28 protein-coding genes are annotated in these 26,170 nt (G+C 40.9%); 5 read left to right on the top strand and 23 right to left on the bottom strand.

Features of this window, described 5'->3' with window-relative positions; translation table 11 throughout:
* Positions 1 to 60 precede the first annotated feature (60 nt).
* The 16 genes from atpE to kdgD form a co-directional block, all read right to left on the bottom strand.
* On the bottom strand, positions 61 to 273 hold the full coding sequence (gene atpE, locus Q1B07_RS14170; RefSeq protein WP_299093416.1) for a F0F1 ATP synthase subunit C: 213 nt from the start codon (positions 271 to 273) through the stop codon (positions 61 to 63).
* Between the two features lie 77 nt (positions 274 to 350).
* Complete coding sequence (gene atpB, locus Q1B07_RS14165) at positions 351 to 1,085, bottom strand: F0F1 ATP synthase subunit A (RefSeq protein ID WP_299093417.1); 735 nt, start codon at positions 1,083 to 1,085, stop codon at positions 351 to 353.
* A 21-nt stretch (positions 1,086 to 1,106) separates the two neighbouring features.
* A complete protein-coding gene (locus Q1B07_RS14160; protein WP_299093419.1) occupies positions 1,107 to 1,475 on the bottom strand; it encodes an ATP synthase subunit I in 369 nt (122 codons plus the stop codon).
* A 6-nt stretch (positions 1,476 to 1,481) separates the two neighbouring features.
* Entirely contained in the window at positions 1,482 to 1,703 is a 222-nt protein-coding gene (locus Q1B07_RS14155; RefSeq protein ID WP_299093421.1) for an AtpZ/AtpI family protein, read from the bottom strand.
* 230 nt (positions 1,704 to 1,933) lie between these two features.
* Entirely contained in the window at positions 1,934 to 4,162 is a 2,229-nt protein-coding gene (locus Q1B07_RS14150) for a S8 family serine peptidase (RefSeq protein ID WP_299093422.1), read from the bottom strand.
* Positions 4,163 to 4,269: 107 nt separating this feature from the next.
* Entirely contained in the window at positions 4,270 to 4,899 is a 630-nt protein-coding gene (gene upp / locus Q1B07_RS14145; protein WP_299093423.1) for a uracil phosphoribosyltransferase, read from the bottom strand.
* A gap of 212 nt (positions 4,900 to 5,111) precedes the next feature.
* Complete coding sequence (glyA, locus tag Q1B07_RS14140; RefSeq protein WP_299093425.1) at positions 5,112 to 6,353, bottom strand: serine hydroxymethyltransferase; 1,242 nt, start codon at positions 6,351 to 6,353, stop codon at positions 5,112 to 5,114.
* Between the two features lie 409 nt (positions 6,354 to 6,762).
* On the bottom strand, positions 6,763 to 7,335 hold the full coding sequence (locus tag Q1B07_RS14135) for a TIGR01440 family protein (protein ID WP_299093427.1): 573 nt from the start codon (positions 7,333 to 7,335) through the stop codon (positions 6,763 to 6,765).
* 19 nt (positions 7,336 to 7,354) lie between these two features.
* Complete coding sequence (gene rpiB, locus Q1B07_RS14130; protein WP_299093429.1) at positions 7,355 to 7,801, bottom strand: ribose 5-phosphate isomerase B; 447 nt, start codon at positions 7,799 to 7,801, stop codon at positions 7,355 to 7,357.
* 92 nt (positions 7,802 to 7,893) lie between these two features.
* Positions 7,894 to 8,352, bottom strand: a complete 459-nt coding sequence (locus Q1B07_RS14125; RefSeq protein ID WP_299093430.1) for a low molecular weight protein arginine phosphatase — start codon at positions 8,350 to 8,352, stop codon at positions 7,894 to 7,896.
* Between the two features lie 294 nt (positions 8,353 to 8,646).
* The gene (locus Q1B07_RS14120; protein ID WP_299093431.1) at positions 8,647 to 9,282 is read right to left on the bottom strand and encodes a hypothetical protein; all 636 of its coding nucleotides are present in this window, start codon (positions 9,280 to 9,282) and stop codon (positions 8,647 to 8,649) included.
* 87 nt (positions 9,283 to 9,369) lie between these two features.
* The gene (locus Q1B07_RS14115) at positions 9,370 to 10,752 is read right to left on the bottom strand and encodes an alkaline phosphatase (protein WP_299093432.1); all 1,383 of its coding nucleotides are present in this window, start codon (positions 10,750 to 10,752) and stop codon (positions 9,370 to 9,372) included.
* A gap of 294 nt (positions 10,753 to 11,046) precedes the next feature.
* Entirely contained in the window at positions 11,047 to 11,607 is a 561-nt protein-coding gene (locus Q1B07_RS14110; RefSeq protein ID WP_299093433.1) for a manganese efflux pump MntP family protein, read from the bottom strand.
* Positions 11,608 to 11,744: 137 nt separating this feature from the next.
* A complete protein-coding gene (locus Q1B07_RS14105; protein ID WP_299093435.1) occupies positions 11,745 to 11,885 on the bottom strand; it encodes a hypothetical protein in 141 nt (46 codons plus the stop codon).
* A 55-nt stretch (positions 11,886 to 11,940) separates the two neighbouring features.
* Positions 11,941 to 13,404 (bottom strand): alpha-ketoglutaric semialdehyde dehydrogenase GucD, encoded by a 1,464-nt coding sequence (gucD, locus tag Q1B07_RS14100; RefSeq protein WP_299093436.1) that lies wholly within the window; start codon positions 13,402 to 13,404, stop codon positions 11,941 to 11,943.
* Positions 13,405 to 13,420: 16 nt separating this feature from the next.
* Positions 13,421 to 14,353 carry a 5-dehydro-4-deoxyglucarate dehydratase gene (gene kdgD / locus Q1B07_RS14095; RefSeq protein WP_299093437.1) on the bottom strand — a complete coding sequence of 311 codons (933 nt, stop codon included), beginning with the start codon at positions 14,351 to 14,353 and terminating at the stop codon, positions 13,421 to 13,423.
* A 278-nt stretch (positions 14,354 to 14,631) separates the two neighbouring features.
* Here kdgD and Q1B07_RS14090 point away from each other — a divergent pair, with 278 nt between their 5' ends.
* The 3 genes from Q1B07_RS14090 to Q1B07_RS14080 all read left to right on the top strand — a co-directional run bounded on the left by Q1B07_RS14090 (position 14,632) and on the right by Q1B07_RS14080 (position 18,228).
* Positions 14,632 to 15,975, top strand: a complete 1,344-nt coding sequence (locus Q1B07_RS14090; protein WP_299093438.1) for an MFS transporter — start codon at positions 14,632 to 14,634, stop codon at positions 15,973 to 15,975.
* Positions 15,976 to 16,007: 32 nt separating this feature from the next.
* Positions 16,008 to 17,366: a glucarate dehydratase gene (gene gudD / locus Q1B07_RS14085; protein ID WP_299093439.1), complete on the top strand. Its 1,359-nt coding sequence runs from the start codon at positions 16,008 to 16,010 to the stop codon at positions 17,364 to 17,366.
* 160 nt (positions 17,367 to 17,526) lie between these two features.
* On the top strand, positions 17,527 to 18,228 hold the full coding sequence (locus Q1B07_RS14080) for a FadR/GntR family transcriptional regulator (RefSeq protein WP_299093441.1): 702 nt from the start codon (positions 17,527 to 17,529) through the stop codon (positions 18,226 to 18,228).
* Positions 18,229 to 18,361: 133 nt separating this feature from the next.
* On the opposite strand, the gene Q1B07_RS14075 is transcribed toward Q1B07_RS14080, so the two are convergent.
* The 5 genes from Q1B07_RS14075 to prfA form a co-directional block, all read right to left on the bottom strand.
* Positions 18,362 to 19,408, bottom strand: coding sequence for an L-threonylcarbamoyladenylate synthase (locus tag Q1B07_RS14075; protein WP_299093443.1), 1,047 nt, complete (start codon positions 19,406 to 19,408; stop codon positions 18,362 to 18,364).
* Positions 19,409 to 19,573: 165 nt separating this feature from the next.
* Complete coding sequence (locus tag Q1B07_RS14070) at positions 19,574 to 20,020, bottom strand: hypothetical protein (RefSeq protein WP_299832950.1); 447 nt, start codon at positions 20,018 to 20,020, stop codon at positions 19,574 to 19,576.
* Between the two features lie 104 nt (positions 20,021 to 20,124).
* On the bottom strand, positions 20,125 to 20,775 hold the full coding sequence (gene spoIIR / locus Q1B07_RS14065) for a stage II sporulation protein R (RefSeq protein WP_299093445.1): 651 nt from the start codon (positions 20,773 to 20,775) through the stop codon (positions 20,125 to 20,127).
* 290 nt (positions 20,776 to 21,065) lie between these two features.
* The gene (prmC, locus tag Q1B07_RS14060; RefSeq protein WP_299093447.1) at positions 21,066 to 21,935 is read right to left on the bottom strand and encodes a peptide chain release factor N(5)-glutamine methyltransferase; all 870 of its coding nucleotides are present in this window, start codon (positions 21,933 to 21,935) and stop codon (positions 21,066 to 21,068) included.
* 6 nt (positions 21,936 to 21,941) lie between these two features.
* Positions 21,942 to 23,012, bottom strand: coding sequence for a peptide chain release factor 1 (gene prfA, locus Q1B07_RS14055; RefSeq protein ID WP_299093448.1), 1,071 nt, complete (start codon positions 23,010 to 23,012; stop codon positions 21,942 to 21,944).
* A 180-nt stretch (positions 23,013 to 23,192) separates the two neighbouring features.
* On the opposite strand from prfA, the gene Q1B07_RS14050 reads away from it, so the two are divergent.
* The gene (locus Q1B07_RS14050; RefSeq protein ID WP_299093450.1) at positions 23,193 to 23,579 is read left to right on the top strand and encodes a VOC family protein; all 387 of its coding nucleotides are present in this window, start codon (positions 23,193 to 23,195) and stop codon (positions 23,577 to 23,579) included.
* 172 nt (positions 23,580 to 23,751) lie between these two features.
* Positions 23,752 to 24,264 (top strand): MerR family transcriptional regulator, encoded by a 513-nt coding sequence (locus Q1B07_RS14045; protein ID WP_299093451.1) that lies wholly within the window; start codon positions 23,752 to 23,754, stop codon positions 24,262 to 24,264.
* A 251-nt stretch (positions 24,265 to 24,515) separates the two neighbouring features.
* On the opposite strand, the gene tnpA is transcribed toward Q1B07_RS14045, so the two are convergent.
* Both tnpA and Q1B07_RS14035 read right to left on the bottom strand, forming a co-directional pair.
* Complete coding sequence (gene tnpA / locus Q1B07_RS14040; protein ID WP_299093453.1) at positions 24,516 to 24,977, bottom strand: IS200/IS605 family transposase; 462 nt, start codon at positions 24,975 to 24,977, stop codon at positions 24,516 to 24,518.
* Positions 24,978 to 25,345: 368 nt separating this feature from the next.
* Positions 25,346 to 25,960, bottom strand: coding sequence for a thymidine kinase (locus tag Q1B07_RS14035; protein ID WP_299093361.1), 615 nt, complete (start codon positions 25,958 to 25,960; stop codon positions 25,346 to 25,348).
* Positions 25,961 to 26,170 lie beyond the last annotated feature (210 nt).

Raw genomic sequence — 26,170 nt, 5'->3', positions numbered from 1 at the left:
GGAAAGGCGAAGGTTCGCTTTGAATGATCTTCGCCATATGAATTCTTTTTCCTTATCGAATTATTGACCCATAACGATGAATGCGATAACTACCGCGATGATTGGAATCGCCTCAACTAATGCAACCCCGATAAACATAGTAGTTTGTAATACACCTTTAGCTTCAGGTTGACGTGCAATACCCTCTACTGTACGAGATACGATAAGACCGTTACCAATACCAGCACCAAGTGCCGCTAAACCAATTGCAATTGCAGCTGCTAATAAACCCATTGTTAAATTTCCTCCTTTAATTGTATGAAAAATAGTATTCCTTGTATATTCGTTCAAATTGATTGAACATATATTGATTAATGGTCATGACTCACTTTGTGTGCCATATATACCATCGTTAACATAGTGAAAATAAATGCCTGGATTGCACCAACAAAGATACTAAATCCTTGCCATGCTAACATTGGAATTGCCGCAGAAATCGTACCGATAATTCCACTTCCAAACCCATCTGCATAACCGCTTGTTCCAAGGCTGACAAGCAAGCCTAATAAAATTTCACCTGCAAAAATGTTCCCGTAAAGACGCAGACCAAGAGTTAGCGTGTTAGCAAATTCCTCAATAATCTTAAGTGGGAACATGAAAGGCATCGGTTTAAAGAAGTCCTTTCCATACTCAGATGCACCTTTCATCTTAATGCCATAGTAGTGTGATAATGCTACTACTAGAACTGCAAGAGTTAAAGTAATTGCAGGATCTGCAGTTGGTGATTTCCACCATAAATCGTGTCCGACAACAATGGCGAAAGGTAACCCCAGCATATTTGATACAAAGATATACATTAATAAAGTCATACCTAACGTTAAGAAACGTCTGCCTGTTTGCCAATCCATCGTAGAGCCGATAATATTTTTAACAAAATCGACAACCCATTCGATAAAGTTCTGCATTCCCGTTGGTTTCATCGCCAAATTGCGTGTTGCCGCAATTGCGATTAAGAATACGATTATACTAGCAACCGTAATCATTAATACATTTGATAAATTAAAAGTAAGACCTAAAAATTCTACCACAGGAGCTTCGTGACCCAATAGATTCACCTCTCTTCCCAGCTAAGCGCGTGAATGTTGAACTACATAATCTATCATAATAACGATGTACATCGTCATTAATCCAATAACTACACTAACCAAATGAAAATAGTCAGGAAACTTAATTGCGAAAAAGACTGCAACACCAGCTGCTGCCATTCGCGATGTCGTTCCCAGCGACCCCGTCTTCCTTCCTTCCTGGATGGCACGATCGAACTGATTGTGCTTTCGTACCATGATCCACAAATTGTAAAGACTTATGCTTGTCCCGAGTACTAAACCTAGGAAAACAGACTGATATTCCGTAAACCCCCACCCTGCTACATAGAGGGAAAGTAGATATAATATGTACTTACGATATCTGCGAAACATCAGATGCATATCAAACATGAAATGTTATTCTCCTGAGAAATAGTGGTGGACTAATCTGAGCATGGCATAAATCCCAACAGCTAGCCCAAGCAGAAGGCCTACGATCAAAAACAACGGTTCAGTATGAAAATATTCATCTACCCATTTCCCAGCAAAAATGCCCAGCAAGACAGAGCCTGCTAATTGGGAAAGGATGGCAGACATTAGGCCCATCGCATGAAGCGGATGGCGGTGTTTTTGTCGCATTCTATAAATCCTCGCTACTTGATTTATAACGGAATTAGGAGTTGAAAAGCGGGTTCTAGAATGGTATTGTAAACCTTATCATTACACCCTCGTATAGCATACAATAGCACATAGTTGATGTCAATCTGTTTAAAGTTAAAATATTCACAATCTACCGCAATCGTCACAAAATCTCACAAATCGTTCACAATTTCACTAGTCAACCCCTTGACTTTGTTAAACAAACTAAATTATTCACTTAGTAAAATATCAACCTCAATCTGATCTTCCTTTCCGCTTTTTTTGGCAAAAATGAGTGCTTTGTACAATCCTTTTTTCAATTTCAATTTTTCCTTTTTCACCTCTTTTTCAACCACCCCTCTTGGTACATTTCTGCGCCAATCCAAAAAACCTGCAAACGTCAATGTGTCCGGATCATATAAGGCAATTCCCATCTCATCAGCCCCGCCTGGCAAATAAAGCTGATACTTATATGATTTTGGTTGGTCACCATAGGCAAACTCAAAGCCCATCACTCTAGGGTAATTCGGTTCATCCACTACAAATAAATAGGGAATTTCGATTTGCCTTTCACCTTGTATAACGTGCAGCCATCCCTGATGAATCCCTGGCTTTAATCGACTTGGTGTTATGTCCAGTCCAATTTCCACTTGTTTTTTCTCACCAGGCTGTAATGTGATTTTTGGTGGAAGCACCCATTGGATTCCAGGCTCATTGTACGGTGTTTTTACATATGCCGTTTGCACAAGATTTGACTGATTATCAAAAGTGATTTTTTGTTGTTTTTTTGTGCGCGGATGCCGTGTCTTATATTTCCCAAAAGTAAGGGATCCTGGATAGATCAGCACCTTCGCCTTAATTGCCTCTTTTAGATTAATTCTCCCAGTACCTTGTTCAATAGGCTTCAGCCTTTCCTTTCGTGCATTCGTTAAAGGTGATGCTGTATTCATTAAAGCAGCTTTTATTTGTTCAGGTCTCCAGTTTGGGTGTGCTTGTTTTAATAATGCGCAGGCTCCAGCGACATGCGGAGCGGCCATGCTTGTTCCTTGCATTGCTAAATATCCATTTGGAATCGTGCTATCGATTGCAACACCAGGGGCAACAACATCCGGTTTTATCCCCCATGTATTTGTTACTGGACCCCTCGAGCTAAAATCAGCAAGCTCATCTTCTTCCTTTTTATAAATGGTTCGAACGCTAGGCTGCTTGTTTAACTGTTTTTTAATTAGGGCCCCTGCTTCTTTTGAGATCGATACTACAGGAATTTCTAGTGGTATTTCTAATGATCCTGAAAAATTGCCTTTTACATTATTGTAAATAATAACCGCCTTTGCTCCCCGCTGCTTTGCATTGAGCACCTTTTCTGTAAAAGTAATTTTTCCTCTTTCGATGAGAACTATTTTACCGTTTACCGACTTCTTTAGATCTTGCTTCGCCCCTATTCCTCCTAAAACGACCTCATCTAATCCATGCATTTCCCAAGGCTTTGCTCCCTGGATTTGATTCATTTTAATGAGAGTTCTTACACCTGAAATTTTTAAATAGGGCATTTGAAGCGGTGGTGATGACGCTCCAACCGAAATGGCTTTAGCGGATGTACCAGGTGAACCAACCGACCAGACAGCTGGCCCCGAATTACCGCTTGATGTCACAGCAACGATCCCCGCTTCAACAGCACGGTCAAGCGCAAGACTTGTTGGCCAATCAGGACCATTCACACTATTCCCTAAAGAAAGATTGATTATATCCACTTTATCCTTGATTGCCTTTTCGATTGCCGCGATCACCTGATCAGAGGTGCCCATACCACCAGGCCCTAATGCTCGATATGCATAGATTTCCGCCTCTGGAGCAACGCCCATTAATTTTCCATTTGCTGCAATAATCCCTGCCACATGTGTGCCATGAATGGTTTCATTTCCATCCTTAGCCTTCGTCTCCATTGGATCTTTATCATCATCAATGACATCATAGCCGCCTTTATAGTTTCGATGTAAATCAGGATGGTGATAATCAACCCCTGTATCGATGACAGCTACTTTTACTCCTTTGCCGGTTAACCTGTGGTGATCACGGTCAAATAATCCTCTCACATCACCTCCACCGATAAATGGCACACTTTCTTTGATGAACGGGCGATAGGAAACAACAGGGCTAGAATGCAGAACTGCAGGATCATTACTGAGAGCCATTACTTTTTCAGCAGGCCCTTCTATAGAAAAACCATAAAAAACATGTTGATACATTTGATGGATCGTGATCTTGGATTGTTGCTCCAGCTTGTTCTTAATAGGAAGAAAATCATCTTTTTTCACAACCAACATAAGCTTTTGCATGCTTGCCTCTTCATCCGATGGCAAGGGCGGTCTTTTAGGAAAGGTTTCACCATTTGCTGTGGTGCTTATCGAAATGACAATGAATAAGATCAAATACAAAATAAATTGTTTCTTAGTTCCCATTAAAAACCACCTCTATCGTTATTCTGTTCTTTCATTTCGAAAAACATGTACTGTAGAAGGCATAAAAATAGGAAACCCCATTTCTGAGATTTCCCTATTTCTATAATTTATTTTGTTCCATAAAGGCGATCGCCTGCATCTCCTAGTCCTGGAACAATATAGCCATGATCATTCAGCTTTTCATCTAGTGCCGCGATGTATATATCAACATCAGGATGTGCTTTCTTCACTACTTCAACGCCTTCTGGGGCAGCAATTAAGCACATAAATTTAATATTTTTTGCACCGCGTTTTTTCAAGCTATTGATTGCCTCTACCGCAGATCCTCCCGTCGCTAGCATCGGATCAACAACGATAAAATCACGTTCTTCTACATCGGAAGGAAGCTTTACGTAATATTCAACAGGCTGCAATGTTTCAGGGTCACGATATAGCCCAACATGTCCAACTTTTGCTGCTGGAATGAGCTTTAAGATACCATCTACCATTCCTAAACCTGCACGCAGAATCGGAATAATGCCAAGTTTTTTCCCTGAAAGCACCTTAGATTTTGCCGTACATACAGGTGTTTCAACTTCAACCTCTTTTAATGGAAGATCCCTTGTAATTTCGAACGCCATTAAGCTTGCTACTTCATCTACCAACTCACGGAATTCCTTTGTTCCTGTACTTTTATCACGAATATATGTAAGTTTATGTTGAATTAATGGATGATCAAACACGTATACTTTCCCCATCAAACCATCTCCTTTTCTTTGACACTTCAATAGATTTTACAGAAATTCAATCATAGTTTCAAGTTCGATCTTATTAATTATACACCATCTTATGGTTTTAATAAGACGTTACCAGGAAACATTGTTGGTAGAATGGGAGAGGATTTTCTAGTGTGAGAATGGTTAGTAGAGTGCAAAAAGGACGGCTTCATAGGAAGCCGCCCATCTTTTAATTATAGGTTACGATATAAAGGGAATTTGCTTGTTAAGTCTTCTACGCGTTGTTTTGCCTCAGCAAGCTTTGATGAATCTTCGTGATTTTTTAATGCGAACGCAATGATGCTGCCGATTTCATCCATTTCCTCTAATCCAAATCCGCGGCTTGTTACAGCAGCTGTTCCGATACGGATACCGCTTGTTACAAACGGACTTTCTGTTTCGAATGGAATGGTGTTTTTATTGACAGTAATTCCGATTTCATCCAATACATGCTCTGCAACTTTTCCTGTTAATCCAAGGGAACGAACATCAACTAATAATAGGTGATTATCAGTACCGCCAGATACAAGAGTAAGTCCTTCTGCTTGTAATTTTCCAGCTAAATGCTTTGCATTGTCAATAATGTTTTGTGCATATGTTTTAAAGCTGTCTTGAAGAGCTTCGCCAAATGCAACTGCTTTTGCAGCGATAACATGCATAAGCGGACCGCCTTGAATTCCAGGGAAGATCGATTTGTCAATTTTCTTGCCAAACTCTTCTTTACATAAAATCATACCACCGCGTGGGCCACGAAGTGTTTTGTGTGTTGTTGTTGTCACAAAATCAGCATATGGTACCGGGTTTTCATGTAAACCAGCAGCAACTAAACCTGCGATATGAGCCATATCCACCATGAAATAAGCGCCAACTTCATCAGCGATTTCACGGAATTTTTTAAAATCAATTGCTCTCGGATATGCACTAGCACCAGCAACAATTAGCTTTGGCTTATGAAGTCTAGCTTTTTCTAATACATCCTCATAATTGATGCGGTGTGTTTTTTCATCAACACCATATTCAACAAAGTTGTATTGAACACCACTAAAGTTTACAGGGCTGCCGTGTGTTAAGTGACCGCCATGTGATAAGTTCATTCCTAATACTGTGTCACCATGCTCTAAAATCGTGAAATAAACACCCATATTCGCTTGCGCACCTGAGTGCGGCTGAACATTTACATATTCTGCACCGAAGATTTCTTTTGCACGGTCTCTTGCAATATCCTCAACAACGTCAACATGCTCACAGCCACCATAATAACGACGACCAGGATATCCCTCTGCATATTTATTTGTAAGCACTGATCCTTGTGCTTCCATGACAGCTTCACTTACAAAGTTTTCAGAAGCAATCAATTCAATTTTTGTTTCTTGACGAGTACGCTCAAGCTGAATCGCTTCAAAAACTTTCGCATCTTGTTCTGGTAAAAATTTCATTCGTTACAATCTCCCTTCAATCAAAACCTTGTTATGAATTTGTCCTACACAGCTTTTTCAACGTCTAATTCCAACTATATTGTACACGTTAATATGCTGTATTGTAAAAGATTTTCTGAAATATTTTTATTTTTTTTATGAAATTTGCCGTTTAGTCGGCTTAAATACGAATATTATAAGGTTTTCTCAATTGTAATATTCGTTTGATACAATAAGCTATCCTCATTTAGTATTTTTATAATTGCAGAAATTGATACAACCTATTTTGGTTAGTTTTTCTAACAAAGTCAACCTTTATTGAAAGAATATTTTGTGTTTTTTCACTTTTTGTAGTAGAAGGACGTGAGTGGTTGGGAATGATTCCTTTAACCAAATAAAAAGAACCAACATTAAGTTGATTCTCCGCTTATCAATGACAGGATGTATTTTCTTTTGTTGCTTCATAGACAGCTCTTGCACCGCCGATGAGCTTTGGACGTGTTTTCGCCATGGTGACGTGGGCGGAACCGATTTGCTTTATGGTGCTGCGCAATGGGACGGCGACATGTTTTAAGTGCATTCCGATGAATGTATCGCCGATATCGATTCCAGCATCTGCTTTTATGAATTCAACGACTACAGGGTTTTCCATATGCTGATAGGCATATGTGGCCATCGCGCCTCCTGCCTTTCTAACTGGAATGACGGTAACCTCTTCAAATCCGTTCACTTTCGCAGCGGACCTTTCGATCACGAGGGCGCGGTTTAAATGCTCACAGCATTGGAAGGCGAACTGTACACCTGTTTCCTCCTTAAACGTTGCCAGCGTGTCAAAAATCATTTTTGCTACGTCCTCTGAGCCTGCTGTTCCGATTTTTTCTCCGATTACTTCGCTTGTACTGCAGCCGATTATCACAATATCGCCTTTGCCAACGTTTGCTTGGGTGCGAAAGTCAGTCAATAAAGTGGATAACTCCCGCTGCCAATTTTCTAGATTTGTCATCGTTTATCCGACTTCCTTATTAAGCGTGTTCATTTTCGTATTTGTCAATTTTGCCCACACGTGTTGCATGGCGCCCGCCTAGATATTCTGTTGTTAACCAAATTTTTGCGATTTCTCTTGCTAGGCCAGGTCCGATTACACGTTCACCCATTGCAAGGATGTTGCTATCGTTATGTTCACGTGTTGCTTGGGCGCTAAACATATCATGAACAAGTGCGCAGCGGATGCCCTTTACTTTATTCGCCGCAATGCTCATGCCAATGCCTGTGCCGCAAATCAAGATTCCGCGATCAAATTCCCCGCTTGCTACACGCTCTGCCACTGGTAATGCATAATCAGGGTAATCTACAGATGTTTCACATTCGCAGCCCATATCTGTATATTCAATCTTCAATTCTTCTAGTAGTGAGATGATTTCTTTCCGAATATTTACTCCGCCGTGATCTGATGCAACTGCTACTTTCATTTTGGTCCTCCTATAATGAACGATATTTAGTAAAATCTCTTCTTTTATTGTATCGCTTATCCTGTCATACGATCAATTATTTCCTTTGTAACTTAGGCTTTATTTTCCTCAAGCTTATTGACTAATTTATGAATCAACTTTTCTAAATCTGCTAATGTTTGACGATAGATATCCAGTTGTCCTCCAAACGGGTCGATGATATCTTTTCGTTCTTCGTCATTCTCAGCAACATATTCAGCAAGGGTATATGTTTTACGACCTGCATGCGGGTAAAACTCGATCACAGATTGCTTATGCTGATTCGTCATCGTTAAAATAATTGTTGCCCAATTAACAAGCTCTTCACTTAAACTTGAGGATTGATGGTCGCACGTGATTCCTTTTTCGTTTAAGGCCTCTTGGGCATATCGTGTTGCATCACTGCCATCGAGGGCAAATACACCAGCTGACTTTACATCCAGCTGATCAGAGCTCTTCAAATGCTTTAAAAGCGCTTCTGCCATCGGGCTTCTGCATGTATTTCCGGTACAAACGAATAATACATTTGTCATGTCATAACACTCCTTTCTATTTATTATAATGGAAACGTTGTAAAGAAAATAGTCACATGCTTAGAGGAACAAAAGCGCAAGCGCCTTGATCATCGCCGTACAAACTGGAGGAGCATCGACTGAGATAAAGGAAACACGGTAAGCGAAGCGAACCGATGTTGACTTATCGTAGGGAGATGATCTGAAGTTTGTTAGGCGATAGGCGCTGGAGCTGGATGTCGCAGTGCTTATCCACAGTTCAATGAATTTTATAATTTCCTAAACAACAAAAAAGCATAGAGAAGACCCTATGCTTTAGAATTCAATCTTTATTTTTTGCGAGTCATGGATTTTCTTTTGATTTTGATCAAAAACATCACTCGTTGTGATTTCAATCCATTCAAGCTCCTTCGAAGAATCAATGATAAAGCCCAGGTTGCCTTTTTTCGCAGACTTTCCAGCTATTTCACCATTTAAATCTTCCAAATAGATATCTTTTTCCCAATCAAATGTCTCACCTGTGCTTGTTTTAATCAGCGCGATTGGGGCAAAGCTGACTTTTTCATCAGATGTGTTCTCAATTTCAACAAACACCTTTGTAAAATCGAATTCTTCCTCATGTGTTAACACATGAAAATAATCAATCAGGCTGTAATCCGGTCGCAGGTGGATGACCTTTGCATCTTTGACGCGAAGCTGGATCGGGCCAATTTCGTATGCTTTATCAACAAAATTAATCGCCTTTAATGTTGCCTTCCCTTTTTCATCGGAAACCGATTTTCCTACCTCAAGCAAGTTTCGATCATCCGTTACCTGCGGGTTTGATGAGTAGTCATCCAAATACCCGGTGTCGATTTGTTTTTCTCGCTCAGGAGCACCGCTGTTGTTGCTATTCGAACATGCAACTAACATGACAGATAATAATGCTATAAGAACAATGGTTCTTTTCATAAGAAAACCCTCCATTTAAAAAAGAAGGAGCTGACGTAAAGCGAGATGCCAGACCCTTCTATTTCTCTATCTGTTACAAAATTCTTCTTACTTATCTTCAATCACTGTTTTATTTTTGCCTTTTTCTATAAGCTCAAAAATAATTTTTGCGTTGTCCGTATTATCAATATTTCCTGCAAATCGATCAGATGCAGGACCAAATGCATACACTGGGACGTCTTCACCAGTATGGCCGCCAGTCGTCCAGCCTGTATGCGATCTGTTATCGAAAATTTTCTCGATTGCATTATCAATATCTACTTCTTCTTTAGAAGCAGCATCCTTTACAGATTGAATTTCCTCAGAAGTTAATTCAAGATCGATATATTTTTTCAATGTTTCTTCTACATCCGCACCGCTTGCAATTTCACTTGCCATGAAATCAGGTGTGCGTTTCGCTGCTTTGATCGGCTCGCCAAACCAGTTGTAAATGCCATTTGCACCAATTGAATAACCGCCAGTTGAATGGTCAGCTGTCGCAACAACTAATGTATGCTTGTCCTTTTTCGCAAATTCAATTGCTGCTTTAAAGGCTTTTTCAAAGTCTTCCATTTCACTCATGGCAGAAACGATATCATTATCATGTCCCGCCCAGTCAATTTGGCTTCCTTCAATCATAAGGAAAAAGCCATCCTTGTCTTCACTTAAACGATCAATCGCAGAGGTTGTCATATCTTCTAATGATGGAATGTCTTTTGTACGGTCTATCATTTTTGGCATTCCGCGTTCTGCGAATAAACCAAGAACCTGTTCGTTATCATCTTTTAACAGCTCATTTTTATTCGTGACATAGCTGAAGCCATCCTTTTTAAATTCTTCAACTAAATTGCGGTCATCGCGAATAAATAAGTCCGTTCCTCCGCCAAGAAGCACGTCCACTTTATGTTCGCCATTTATTAACTCATCAAAATAGTCCTCCGCAATGGCGTTCATGTTTTGACGGCTGTGATCATGTGATCCGAATGAAGCAGGTGTTGCGTGCGTAATTTCAGATGTTGCGACAAGGCCTGTTGCTTTTCCTTGTTCCTTTGCAGCTTCAAGTACAGTTTTAACTTCTGATCCATCGTTATCAACGGCAATGGCATTATTATAGGTTTTAATACCAGCTGACATTGCAGTGGCTGCAGATGCGGAATCTGTTACATTTTGTTCTGGATCCTCAGGGTAGGTCATTTGCTGGCCGACTAAATATTTATCAAGCTCTGTACGATCGACAAATTTTGAGTTATTGCTGTCCTGCAAATAACGGTATGCAGAGGTATATGAAACACCCATTCCATCTCCAATAAGGAAGATGACATTTTTGATTTTTGCATTATTTTTTGCTTCCTTAGCTTCCGCAACAGAGAATGTTCCTCCTAAACTACCAAAAGCGACAGCAGTCATAACTGCTAAAGGCAGAAGCTTCTTTTTAAATCTTTTATTAAACATGAATAATTCCTCCTAATCTTTATGTGACAAGGCTGATTATAGTTTGGTAGTTTTAATGTACTTTTAAGGAAATGTAATAGTTTTGTAAATGGAGATAATCGATCGAATGGAACTAGATAAAGGGGATTATTAGCAATAAACGGATTATTATTAGGTATAAAAGACTATATGATAGTTGAATATTCTACCATCCTTTTCACTAATTAGTAAAAAATACGCAGGTAGATATTTACACAAATTTACAAAGAAGTTATTTTCTTTACAAACGACCGGCTGCTCCCAACCGGTCGTTACTTAAAAAGGAAAGATTAATTTTACACCAAATGCCAATAAGATGCTTCCGCCGAGCGCTTCACTATATGAGCCCAACCATGCCTGTACACGTTTACCTGTTAACAGGCCAATCCAGGTTAACACCATACTTACGATTCCAAAAACAACAACCGTTAGAACGGTTTTTGCCCCGTAAATGCCTAGGCTTAAGCCGACAGAAAAGCTATCCAGGCTGACACTAAGCGCAAATACAATTAATCCAAACCCGACTGGTGTAATCAACGGCTTCTCATCTTTTTTAAACGAGGCGAACACCATCTGGACACCAAGCAAGATTAACAAACCGCCGCCTAACAATGTTGCGATTGTTCCAAATGTATCACTAAGGGCTTTTCCGATTAACATCCCTACTAATGGCATCCATATATGAAAGATGCCGATTGTGATTCCTATGTAAAAGATTTGCCTGGCCTTTAATCGAATTAACCCCATGCCAAGGCCAACAGAAAATGCATCCATACCTAAAGCCAGTGCCATAATCAGTAATGTTAGCAACTCTCCCATGATCGCTTCTATGTTCATCTTTTACCCCCTCGGACACGCCTATTTAACTTTATGCACGTCCGATTTGGATTAGAACTGATATGACAATAGAGAGATGCGAGGCGGGAGTAAGGCAATTGGCGGATGCTCGCTTGCCTTACTCGTTCCTCTTTTACTTAAAAAGAATCATTATAGTAAATAACGTGAGAAAGAATCTTACAGCCTTGGAGTTTATTGAAGACCTCTCTCGCTTCTTTTTCTGAAGCAAATTCAAACATTGAGATCGTTGTCTGTGAATACAGCGTGATGATCCACATAAGGTTTCCTCCAATTTTAGGTCAATTCGCAAATACAAATGTCCGCCTCTCACATTTATTTAATAAAGACAGTCTTAATCGATGTGAAAAATTCCTTCGCTGCTTCTCCCTGTTCACGTGAATGGGAGCTGGAGTTTTTCATCCCTCCAAATGGTGCTTGCAATTCAACACCGGCACTTTCTGCATTGACACGGATTAATCCTGCATCCATATCTTCAATGAATGACAACAGGTTTTGGATATTGGCTGTAAAAATCGAAGCGCTAAGACCATATTCTACATTGTTAGCTAGTTTAATAGCCTCTTGTACGGATTCTGCTTTTAGCAGAGCAATCACCGGCCCGAAAATTTCCTCCTGAACGATGGTCATTTCTGGAGTACAGCTGTCAAAGATCGTCGGCTCCACATAATAGCCTTTTTTCAGTTCCCCATCTTCAGCACGTTTCCCGCCGGTTAATAGTGTTGCTCCTTCTTCTAAGCCTTTGTTTATATAGGAAAGCACGGTATGAAGCTGGCTTTCATTTGCACATGGTCCCATCCAAGTGTTGCTGTCAGCCCCATCTCCAAGGGTAATCTCTTTCGTTTTCTCGACAAGGAGCTGCTTAAATTCCTCATAGACTTCGGATAAAACGATAACGCGGCTAGTCGCTGTACATTTTTGTCCGGTTGAACGGAAAGCACCTGCGATGACCGCATCTACCGCAAGGCTTAAATCGGCATCCGCAGCAACAATAACAGGGTTTTTCCCTCCCATTTCAAGCTGATATTTCGCTCCTCTTGCAAGAGCTGCCTGACCAATTTGCTTTCCAATTTTGTTTGAGCCAGTAAACGTTATCCCATTAACATCCTTATGATCCGCAATCCCTTGACCTACGACGCTGCCAGGGCCTGTAATCATATTGACAACCCCAGGAGGGAATCCCGCTTCTTCAAAGCACTCGATAATTTTTGCACAGGTAATCGCTGTTTCTGTCGCCGGTTTAATCACAACAGTGTTCCCATATACAAGCGCAGGAGCCATTTTCCAGATTGGAATCGCAATCGGGAAGTTCCAAGGTGTGATTACCCCAACAACGCCAAGCGGCACCCTTGTTGTTAACATGAGGGCAGTTGGATCTGTTGAAGGAATCACATCCCCTACTTTGCGCATCCCCTCTCCAGCATAATACTTTAAAATAGCAATGCCGCGAGCTGTTTCACCCTTCGTTTCGGCAAGTGTTTTTCCCATTTCACTCGTTGCACATTCAGCAATTTCATCGATTCGTTTTTCAAGGATCGAAACTGCTTTGTATAAATATTCTCCCCGTTCAGCTCCAGAAAGCTTCCGCCATGCCTCCTTCGCTTCCTTGGCAGACTTTACAGCATAATCTAAATCCTCTTTAGCGGATTTTTGCACATAGCCTACAACCAGATCCTTATTTGCCGGATTCAAGCTTTTTTCCACTTCATTACTAATCGATGTCACCCACTCACCATTGATAAAATTAAGATATGTTTTTGTCTCAACTGTTACGACCATTTGCTCATCCCCTTTTTTAAAGTAATTTAGCTGTTATTGGTTTTGGATATCGATCCAATGCCTGTTTCAAAATCGTTTCTAATTCTACATAATGCTCTCTTTCCACTGGCTGAATCGGTTTTCTGACGTTTTGCCCTACAGGAAGACCCATGATTTCCATCCCGGCTTTAATAAGAGATACGGCATATCCATTCCGCTTACGGCGAATGTTGTTGATTGGTAAGATGACATGCTGATAAAGATCATCCACCGTTTCTTGATTTTGGTTTAAAACGGATTGATAGAAGATTCTAGAGATATGCGGGATATAATTTGAAATTGCTGATGAGTAAGAGTTAAATCCAAGCGGAACATAGGCCGGCATCGTCACTTCAGCCAATGGCATGCCATTTAGCCAGCCAAATCGCTGTTTAAAGGTTTGCGTAAGAAGCGTATTTAACTCCATATTCCCCAGTCCATCCTTTACACCAACAACCTGCGGTATCTTAGCAAGCGTTTCCAATGTTTCCACTGATAAAGAAACCTGATCTCTCTGGTAAACAATGGCGTTTAAATCTGTACTTTCTGCAATCGTTTTGAAATAATCTGCAAGACCTGATTGCTCCCCTGTTACCAGATATGGCGGTAATATTAAATAACCATCTGCACCCTTTTTAGCTGATATCTCGGCAAATTCCAAAGAAGTTTGGATATTGCCGCCAACTCCTGTGTAAACAGGAACCTTTCCATTAGTTACAGTCACAGCTACCTCTACCATTGCTTCATATTCCTCTTTACTTAATGAAGGATATTCTCCAGCTGCACATGCGACAAAGATCGCTTCAAGCCCTTCATTAAGTAAAAACTGAATATTTTGGGCAAGCAACTTTTCATCAAGCTTATTATTTACTGTAAATGGAGCAATTGGAAATCCTAAAATTCCAGATGGCGAATTGCGAAATTGATTCACAACCATTCCTCCTCCTTTTCGTTTTGTTTTATTGTAAGACAAATAGACGAATGTTTCAACAAGAAGTTTTACTATTTTTGAAAAAATAAAACCTATCAATTTTTCACCTTGGAAAATGATTGACAATCAAATTTATTTGTCTTACTATTAGACAAAATAATATTTTGAAAATTTCTTCAAAAAGGAGAGATGCCCTTATAATAAACTTATAAAATTTGAACCTGTTTTTCTTTGTCTTTTGTAAGCGATACCACTACAATACAAAAGGAAGTGAGATTATGAGCGCACTTGAAAAAGTAGTTAATCCCATCATTCCAAATAATGAAAAGAAGACACGCACCCGTTGGATGATTGTTGTTATGCTCTTTCTTGTCACAGCGATAAATTATGCAGATCGTGCTACTTTATCAATTGCGGGATCCGATATGTCCAATCAGCTTGGCTTAGATTCCGTTATGATGGGCTATGTTTTCTCAGCATTTGCATGGTCATACGTGGCAGGACAAATTCCAGGCGGATGGCTCCTCGACCGCTTCGGGTCAAAAAAGGTTTACTTTTGGAGCATCTTCCTCTGGTCCTGTTTTACTCTATTACAAGGAATGATCGGTATCTTCGGTTCTGTTGGAACAGCCGTCACCGTTCTGTTTGGACTCCGGTTTCTTGTAGGATTGGCAGAGGCCCCATCCTTCCCTGCTAATAGTAGAATTGTAGCATCATGGTTTCCAGGTCATGAGCGAGGTACAGCGGCAGCTACCTTTAATTCTGCCCAGTATTTTGCAACCGTTCTCTTCGCGCCGGTCATGGGTTACATTACATACACCTTTGGCTGGGAGTATGTCTTTTACTTCATGGGTGTGATCGGTATTATTGTCGCCTTTATCTGGCTAAAAACCATATATAGCCCAAAGGAACATCCGCACATAAACAAGGCGGAGCTTGATTATATTGAAGCTGGCGGAGCTTTAATTCATATGGATCAAACTGAAGCAAAGAAAGGTGCAAACTGGAGTAATGTTAAAAAACTGCTATCAAACCGGATGTTATTAGGAATTTATCTGGGGCAATATTGCATTACAACCTTAACCTATTTCTTTTTAACTTGGTTTCCAGTCTATCTTGTGCAAGAAAGAGGGATGACCATCCTGGAGGTTGGTTTTATTGCATCCCTTCCTGCAATCTGCGGCTTTTTGGGCGGGATTCTTGGGGGATTGTTTTCAGATTTCCTCCTGCGAAAAGGCTTTTCGTTAACAGTTGCTCGTAAAACCCCTATTGTTATTGGAATGGTTATGTCAATGAGTTTAGTTGCTGCAAACTATGTAGAGACACAATGGGTTGTCATTTTTGTTATGGCTCTAGCCTTTTTTGGAAAAGGATTTGGTGCACTAGGCTGGGCAGTTGTATCTGATACATCACCTAAGGAAATGTCTGGAGTAAGCGGAGGTCTTTTTAATACGTTTGGTAACATAGCCGGTATCACTACACCGATTATTATCGGCTATATTATTGGCGTAACAGGGTCATTTAATGGAGCGCTTATCTTCGTTGGCGCTAATGCACTTGTGGCTATTTTCAGCTATTTATTCCTCGTCGGTGAAATTAAACGGGTAGAATTAACATCTTAATCTATTATTCTAGTTGAATGGGAGCGATGAAAATGAATACTCAATTAGTAAAAGAAAACATTAAAGCAAGTACACCGGTTATTAAAGAAATGCAAGTAATTCCTGTTGCAGGACATGACAGTATGCTTCTCAATTTGAGCGGTGCCCATGCCCCGTACTTTACACGCAATATCGTTATTTTAAAAGATAATCTAGGCAATATCGGAGTTGGTGAAGTTCCAGGCGGTGAAAAAATTCGCAAAACGCTTGAAGATGCAAAGCCATTGGTCATGGGGCAATCGATAGGTACTTATAACAATATCCTGAACAAAGTTCGGAGGCAATTTGCAGATCGGGATTCAGGCGGACGGGGTTTGCAGACCTTTGACCTGCGGATCACCATTCACGCTGTCACAGCCTTAGAAGCAGCCCTGCTTGATTTAGTTGGACAATATCTTGGTGTCCCGGTTGCGGCACTTCTTGGCGAAGGACAGCAGCGCGATCAAGTAGAAATGCTTGGCTACCTTTTTTATGTTGGAGACAGGAACCAAACAGACCTTCCTTATTTAAGTGACATGGATGCTGATGATGAGTGGTTTCGCCTGCGCCATGAACAAGCGTTAACCCCTGAAGCCATTGTACGGTTAGCCGAAGCGGCCCATGCCCGTTATGGATTCAATGACTTTAAGTTAAAGGGCGGTGTTTTACGCGGAGAGGAAGAAATTGAAGCAGTGACAGCACTTGCTGAGCGCTTCCCGGACGCACGCATTACCCTTGATCCAAATGGCGGCTGGCTGTTAGAGGATGCGATTAGGCTTTGCAGAGACCAACATCATGTCTTAGCCTATGCAGAGGATCCTTGCGGGGCAGAGAATGGCTATTCCGCACGAGAGATCATGGCAGAATTTAGACGGGCAACCGGTTTGCCTACTGCCACAAACATGATCGCAACCGATTGGCGGCAAATGGGCCATTCCATCCAGCTTCAGTCAGTTGACATCCCACTTGCCGACCCGCATTTCTGGACAATGCAAGGTTCCGTCCGTGTTGCACAAATGTGCCATGAATGGGGGTTGACATGGGGGTCACATTCTAATAACCACTTTGATATTTCACTAGCGATGTTTACTCATGTTGCCGCTGCTGCTCCAGGAAAAATCACTGCGATTGATACCCACTGGATTTGGCAGGACGGACAGCGGTTAACTAAAGAACCCTTTACCATTGTTGGCGGCATGGTCGATGTACCAGATAAGCCCGGGCTTGGGGTTGAAATCGATATGGAGCAAATTGAAAAGGCTCATCAGCTCTATTTACAAAAAGGGCTCGGAGCACGAGATGATGCCATCGCCATGCAATTTTTAATTCCTGGTTGGAAATTTGATCCGAAACGTCCTTGCCTTGTGAGATAAGCTCCTTCGTTATCTTTGAACATTTGCGTCACTCTGTTGAGTGGCGCATTTATTATTAGCGCCTATTTCTTTTCCAAACATGAAAATTTTTACATGATATTATATAATTAGTCTTACAATAACAAGTAAATTGAATCTGTCATGAAAAGAGGTTTACATAATGAGTGTCCCATCAAAAAAAATCGGCGTTCAATCGGTTAGCCGCAGTACACTTGCGAAACAGGTGGTAGACCGGATTGTTCAGCTGCTCGTAAGCGGACAAATGAAAGCTGGAGATAAGCTTCCCCCTGAAACCGAGCTTATGGAGGAGCTCGATGTGAGCAGGCCTGTTATCCGCGAAGCCCTTAGCGCACTTGAAACACTAGGTGTTATTACCCGCAAAACGAGGGAAGGTACATTTTTTAATAATAAAATCGGAAGTCATCCGTTTTCTGTTATGCTGGCACTTGCCGTGGATAATTTACCGGCGATTATTGAAGCACGAATGGCCCTTGAGCTCGGGCTTGTCACAATGGCAGCTGAAAAAATAACAGACGAACAGCTTGCTGCACTGCGAGAAACGATTGACGGCATCGCAAACAGCAAAGACAATAATTACGGTGACTATGACAAGGAATTTCACCGCATCATTGCAGTAAGTGCAAATAATCCAATTGTCGAGGGAATGATTGATTCACTGCTCATCACTCATCATAAAATAGACAGCTTAATTGAAACCCGGGAACGTGACCTAACCGTCTCCCATCATGAAGCAATCTACTCAGCTCTTGAACAGCGAAATCCACAGGAAGCGTTTCAACATATGTATAACCATCTGAATTATGTGCGGCAAAAGGTGCTAAAGCTTTCTACTGGGGAATAATTGGGAAGCGTGGGACAGTCCCTAAATTTTCTTATGGACTGTCCCCTCTTTATTCACTTTTAATAAGTATTAAGGACCAGGGCAACTATGCCTCTGTCTTCGCTTTTCAGGCTAGCCAGTCGGCGAGTTTTCTTTACTGTTCGAAAATGAAGTTGTTTCCTGCAGCCTTCAACAACCGGTTCATAATCGCTTCCCCTACACCTTCTTGCGGGAAGCTTTCACTTATAATGATGTCGATATCTTCTTTATCAAACTTTCTTAGGCCATCATAAAGCTGGGCAGCAACTGATGGTAAATCCGCACGACTTCCGCATGGAATGATTGTATCTGCTTCAAGCTGGTTGACATTTTCCATTGTCGTCAGTACACCCACTTTTTTACCTTCTGATTGATGCTTATTGATTACCTTCTGCAGAAACTCTAAACTCCCTTTTACAACAACAACAGGAGCATTTGGAGCGTAATGGGTGTATTTCATCCCAGGAGATTTAGGAGCATGTCCTTCCTCTACAAGCGCTTGATCAATTTTCACTTCTCCGATTATTGCTTCAAGCTGTTCTTTCGTTATGCCTCCCGGTCGTAAAATCGTTGGGACTGCGGTAGAGCAATCCAGCACTGTCGATTCAACGCCAACTCCTGTTGCCCCGCCATCCACAATACCACTGATTTTTCCGTTTAAATCATGGTATACATGTGATGCCTGTGTTGGACTTGGCTTTCCGGACCGATTGGCACTCGGGGCTGCAATCGGGACATCTGCCTCACGGATGAGGGAAAGCGCAATCGGGTGGTCCGGCATTCTTACACCTACCGTATCAAGCCCCGCAGTTACAATAGTCGATAAAAGCTTCCCTTTTTTCGGCAAGATTAATGTTAACGGTCCTGGCCAATATTCATTGATTAATTTATAGGCATAATCGGGAATGTCCTTTGCAATTTCATCAAGCTTGCTTTTAGAAGCAATGTGGACAATAAGTGGATTATCACTTGGTCTCCCTTTCGCTTCATAGATTTTGCGCACTGCTTCATCTGAAAAAGCATTGGCTCCTAAGCCATAAACCGTTTCTGTCGGAAAAGCAACCACTTCATTCTCTCTTAATAACTGTGCAGCCTGTGAAATATGTGGATAACTAGTGGATAAATTTGCTCGATCATCCACAACCCATACTTTTGTATTCATATGTTCTAACTCCTTAATAACCGATCATTTCTACTCTATTTTTCGCATTTCGTAGATAAATAACTCTCAGAAAGTATATAAAAAGAAGCACAATAAAACAAGCCTTATCCACAAATTGTGGATAAGGCTGTGACTTTTGTGGAAAAGTATGTGGATATACCCACATTATGATGACTTTACCATAATTTTCGCATTGGCTTGTTCAAGAGATCCCTTTAAATGATCGATAGATAAGAGCTGATTAGGAATGGATGTTTGCTCAATCTCATCAAAACCCATTAGCGACAAAAACTGTACGGAAGCATCCTTATTCGTAACTAAAAATAAATGCTTAATGCCTTTTTGCTCAGCCAATGCTTGAATGCTTTGAAAGAGCGTTAAAATATGGGCCTGCTTTAGCTTGTCCGACACGACAAGTGAACGCAATAAACCATATTCCTCCATCGGCTCAACGCCTATGCAAGCCACCACTTCATGCTCTCCACTTTCCATTATGACAAAGTAATCTATTAGACTTTCAAATCCTTCTGAACTAACCCCAGCCTTTTCAACAAAGCTAGTCAGCCGGTTAAAATCTTTTTCCTCTGCTATTTTCAACTGATAAAACATCATTTTCACCCCATTTAATTTTCCTATTACAACACTATGAGGTGAAAACTAGTTTTATTCTTTATTTTAGAAGGACATCCGTCATCTTTTTTAAAGGAGTTCTTAAATTATGCAAACAAGCCTTGGAACCATTCTACTAAAAAGAATTTCACTTCTACTTCTTCTTTTTCTTCCTCTTCATCGACAACAAGCTCTTTTAGCTTTTCATCTGTTTTTTCTTTATCGTTTGTTGTTTCAGCTTCTGCAGCTTGAACGGCTTCACCGTTAGAGAAATCCAGGAAACATAGCGGCGGGAATAGCACACACCACCAATTGGCACCTTTTGCCTCACCAAGACTAATTAAAATCGCTTCATATTCACCAGCAGGATAAACAAAGTTTCCATAGAGCTTTGTTGGAAAGCTTATATTACCAAAGTCAACTGAATAGGATTGCTGCATGTCTTCCTTTTCCAGAACATCCGCAACGATTTTTTCAATTTGAGGAAGTCTCGACTGAATTAATTCCCTTGCTGCTTCGACTGACGTTAGCTCTTCTACCCATTCAGTAATTTCCTTGTTAACCGCATCTCGAACCTTTCTTTTTAGCTCTTGGTCTTCCTCCGAATTACTATTTGCCAAAATCCGCAGGCGAATCGCCTCATCTGGTATCACAACCGGCTCCTGAGTACTCGCAGCCACCGGTTCTTTATACACATTTGCAATCGCCCCAACCAATAATAAAAGAATATATATAAATGCAAGTTTTTGTTTTTTCATCATCTCACGCCTCCCTTGGTAAACAGTATGGACAGCATGAGAGATTCTTAAACTACCTTTTTGGAAAAATAGTTTAATAGGGGTATGGAACAGTTCCCCCGAATTAAGATATCAGCGACTTCTCTTGTTTTATCGGCGGATTCGGCCAATATATCAGCGAAAAATTCATTTTATCGGCGAATTTAAAAATATATCGGCGATATTTAAAATATATCAGCGAAATCCAAAATTTATCGGCGAACACTGAAAAAGTGCGACTTCGATTTGGCGGGAGGGGAATGTCCCCCGCTTCATTCCCCCTCCACCAATCCAAACACCATCCGATCCTTGCCATTTATATCATTTACAATGTCTACTTCGGCAGCAGGGAAGGTTTGCAAAATTAGGTTTTTCACATCGATGCCTTGTCCTACTCCAATCTCAAACGCAACCATAGCTGGTGAGTTGAGTAGATCCTTCATATCTTTCACAAGTCTTCTGTAAAAATCCAAGCCGTCCTTTCCACCTGCTAGTGCACGAATAGGTTCGTGATCTTTTACGACTGGGGAAAGTGTGTCAATTTCCCAATCAGGGATATATGGCGGATTTGAGACGAGGATATCAATTTTTTCCACTTCCGGATTTTTTGTGATTGGCTCAAGAAGATCACCGTGCAGGAATTGAACGTTTGCCTGTAGTTGTTTAGCATTTTCTTCAGCAACTTTTAATGATGGCTCTGCAATATCGATGGCCCTCACACAAAATCTCGGGTTTTCGAGTGCCAAGGTAATAGCAATTGCTCCGCTACCTGTGCCGACGTCAACTACCTGCAGCACATCTTTTTCCTTAAAATAGCTGGCGGCACGCTGAAGTACACCTTCCACTAATTCCTCCGTTTCGGGACGTGGAATAAGCACTTCTTGATTAACTTTAAATTTCCTGCCATAAAATTCTTCATAACCGATTAAGTATTGAACAGGGATACCGTCCCCGTGTTTTTCGACATCCGCTTTAAATGCTTGCAGCTGTTCATTTGAGAGGACCATTCTCAAATTCGAAAGCAATGCTGCCCGATCCATCTGTAAATGGTGGCGCAGCAGAAGCTCACCGGCATTTTCATCTCTTCCCGCTTCCTTTAAAAAAGAAGAAGCCCAGTTGAGGGCTTCGTATACAAATTTCATTCTTTTTTATTCTTCCGCTGCTTGAAGTCGGCTTGATTGGTCTTCAACGATTAACGCCTCAACTACCTCATCAAGCTTTCCTTCTAAGATTTGGTCAAGCTTTTGAATCGTTAAGCCAATTCTATGGTCCGTTACACGATTTTGCGGGAAGTTATACGTTCTAATACGCTCTGAACGGTCACCTGTTCCAACGGCAAGCTTACGATTTTGATCATATTCCGCCTGTGCTTCTTGCTGGAACTTGTCGTAAACACGGGCACGAAGTACCTTCATTGCTTTCTCTTTGTTTTTAATTTGCGACTTTTCATCCTGACAGGAAACAACGGTTCCTGTTGGCAAGTGTGTTAAACGAACAGCAGACATCGTTGTATTAACACTTTGTCCCCCTGGACCACTAGATGCAAAGGTATCTACACGGATATCCTTTTCATGGATTTCCACCTCAACCTCTTCTGCCTCAGGTAATACCGCAACCGTTGCAGTAGAGGTATGGATACGACCGCCTGATTCCGTTTCTGGAACACGTTGGACACGATGTGCACCATTTTCGAATTTTAGCTTCGAATATGCCCCTTTACCATTAATCATAAAGATAATCTCTTTATATCCGCCCGTTCCAGTTGCGTTTGCCTCCATTACTTCTGTTTTCCAGCCCTGCGTTTCTGCAAAGCGACTGTACATACGATATAAATCCGAAGCAAATAAAGCAGCCTCATCTCCACCAGCAGCCCCACGGATTTCCATGATAACGTTTTTATCATCGTTCGGATCTTTAGGGATGAGAAGCAATTTTAACCTAGCTGTTAGTTCTTCTTCACGTTCCTCTAATTCGGACAGCTCTTCTTTTGCCATCTCGCGCATTTCTGGATCAAGCTTTTCTTCAAGCATTGATTTTGTATCAGAAATTTGCTCACGTACCTCTTTATATTCGCGATATGCTTCAACTGTTTCTTGTAAATCAGATTGTTCCTTCGAATATTCACGCAGCTTCTTTGGATCATTGATAATATCAGGATCCATTAAAAGCTGATTTAATTTTTCATAACGGTCTTCTACCGATTGTAAACGATCTAACACACATGTTCACCTCAATTTTCATGCATAACATTATAATTATAGTATAGGTCACTGAACGCGTCAAAAGCAAATTGACAAAATTTTTCTTCATATTATAGTAAGCTTTCTCAAAAATTGTTATTTTATAATATAGGTACCTAAAATCATGGAAATCAATTTTAAGAAAAGAGGGTTCTTGTCATGAAATTTAATAAAATTCACCATATCGCCATCATTTGCTCTAATTATGAAGCTTCTAAAGCTTTTTATACAGAAACACTTGGCTTAAAGATTTTATCTGAGGTTTTTCGTGAGGAGCGCGGCTCATACAAATTAGATTTAATGGTAAATGATACATATCAAATTGAACTATTCTCCTTTCCAAATCCGCCTAAAAGGCCGACACAACCTGAAGCAGCCGGACTTAGGCATCTTGCGTTTGAAGTACCGAATATTGAAGAGGCAGTACTTGAGCTTAATCAAAAAGGTGTGGAGGTAGAACCAATCAGAGTAGATCCACATACCGGTAAATGGTTTACATTCTTCCAGGATCCAGATGGACTGCCGCTCGAGCTTTATGAAGCATAAGCGGTTATCGACAGAGCCATTTCATAATATGTAAAACATCCACTTTCTTTGCCGAATTGATACTTGTTTTGTCTAACGTGAAGGTGATTTGCTGCGGAGGTCGAATTTGCTATATAGTTGGTTGGCCGCCTTGTGTTTTGGATTGTACTTAAAAGTTTAAGGAGGAATTAATATGAGTACAGCAGCCGCAGCAAAAGCACTGGGAGTTTCCAGAAGAACGTTAATGAGATGGGTCCATCAATTGGATATGGAATTGGAAAAAAATGAACTGGGGCACTATCAGTTTAACGACGACGATCTGGCAAGATTAAAAGAATTGCAGGAACAACTAAATAATCAGCCGCAGCCTCAAGCTATGACGGAAACAAGCAGAAAGGGGACGTTAATCAACACTACAGTTGTTAATGATCCTAAGGTGGATACATTGAGCGAGCGTATGGATGAGCTTGAACGAAAGATTCGCGGCAAAGCGGATGATGTTGTCTCCTATCAGCTTCTCCAGCACCGCAGGGAAATGGAAGATTTGCTGAACAAAGTTCAATCGCTAGAGAAAAGGGTCGAAGAGCTTGAACGGTCCCAACAAAAACGTGAGCCGATAAAAGATAATGTTTTTGTATTTGATCAAGGCTCCGAACAGAAAAAACCGCGAAGAAAAAATTTCATAAGTTCAATTTTCAGCTTTTGAGGGCTATTGTTCCCTCTTATTTTTTTGTAAATGTGCGTTAAAATCCGCTAACGTACGATCGCTATTATTAAACCAAAAAACAAGGGTCTTAATACGGATATACTTGGGTGGGTTCCGAAAATCAAAACCACCAGTGTGAACTGGTGGCTTGCTCTGCGGCTGAAAGCCTCTCTTACCGGCCTTGGCCTTAAAGGCCCACTGAAAGGTTTCCCTTTTGCACCACATTCACTCACCAATTCTAAAGAATTTCGCTATTTCTTTTTATTTTTTTCTTCTGTGAACGGATCAAACTCTTCGAACAATGTTAACTGGTCAGCTCGGTAGTCTTCTGCCAGCTGATTTCTAATATATTCTTGTATTTGCTTTTTATTTCGGCCTACTGTATCAACATAGAAGCCACGGCACCAAAATTTTCGATTTCCATATCGATACTTTAAATTCGCATGCCTATCGAAAATCATGAGACTGCTCTTTCCTTTCAAGTAACCCATGAATTGAGACACGCTTAATTTTGGTGGGATACTTACTAACATATGAATGTGCTCGGGACAAGCATTGGCTTCATGAATGACAACACCCTTTCGTTCACACAAATCCCGGATGATCTGTCCAATACTCTTTTTGTATTTTCCATAAATAATTTGTCTTCTGTACTTTGGTGCAAACACAATGTGGTACTTACAATTCCATGTTGTGTGTGCTAAACTATTCATGTCCTTCAAAGGGCATACCTCCTTCTATGGCGAGATAAAGTGGTCGGGAAACCAATTTTATCCTACCATGTGAAGTGAGGTTTTTTTAATACCACGCTTGAAGCTCTTTAGAACCCCGGCATAGCCAGGGGTTTTCGAAACCATAAAAAAAGCGCAAGGCGCCTGCCTATCGGCGACAAGCATAAGGCGAACAGGAATAGAAGGTGTACTTTACCTTCAATTCCTGTTTGACTTATGACCTCGAGCCGATGGCGCCTGGAGCTAGATTCAGAAACGCAAGCTATGTTAAGAAAATATATAAATTCTGATATTACAAAAAAACACCAAGCCTTTCATTCAGGCTTGGTGCTCTCCATCTATATTAACGATTACATCGTGCTGTTCTCTTTTTTAAAATGCCTCACAGGTGCTCCTGGAACTTCGTGGTGATGTCTGCATCTAGGTTCATAGGATTCAGATGCCCCTACTAAAATTATCGGATCGTGATAGGAAGCCGGCTTGCCGTTGATTAGTCGTTGTGTACGACTTGCAGGTGATCCGCATACCGAGCAAACAGCCTGAAGCTTTGTTACTAGCTCAGCAATAGCCAATAATTTCGGCACAACGCTAAATGGTTCTCCTCTGAAGTCCTGATCAAGACCTGCTGCGATGACACGGTATCCTTGATTTGCAAGAAGTGTTAAGACATCACAAATCTGTTCATCAAAAAACTGAACTTCATCAACAGCGATGACATCTGTTTTTTCAGTAATATGTTCCAAAATTTCAAGAGATGAGGCAATTGGTTTACATACGATGGCGGTGCCATTATGGGACACGACCTCTTCTTCACTATAGCGGTTATCGATGACCGGCTTAAAAACCTTGACCTCTTGTTTTGCAAATTGCGCTCTTCGCACTCTGCGAATGAGTTCCTCCGATTTGCCTGAAAACATGCTGCCGCATATCATTTCAAGCCATCCACTTTGTTTCATTACATACATGAAAACGGCCTCTCCCTTCGTCGTCAATGCTTTCCGAGTCGATTGACCGTACCGTTCATTGGTACCTTCATCATCTATATAGACATGTTTTTCATGGAATAAATCATTTTGAAAATACCTACTTTAATATATGTAGGATCACCATTATATCGGAACCATGATCATAGTTCTACGTAAAAGTTGGCGTGAAAAAACAGGCAAGTGCAGTTC

Origin of the sequence: uncultured Metabacillus sp. (assembly GCF_947503125.1) — a bacterium.
Taxonomy (GTDB): Bacteria; Bacillota; Bacilli; order Bacillales; family Bacillaceae; genus Metabacillus.
The sequence above is the reverse complement of the archived record's forward strand: the minus strand, read 5'-3'. Positions and strand labels throughout refer to the sequence as shown.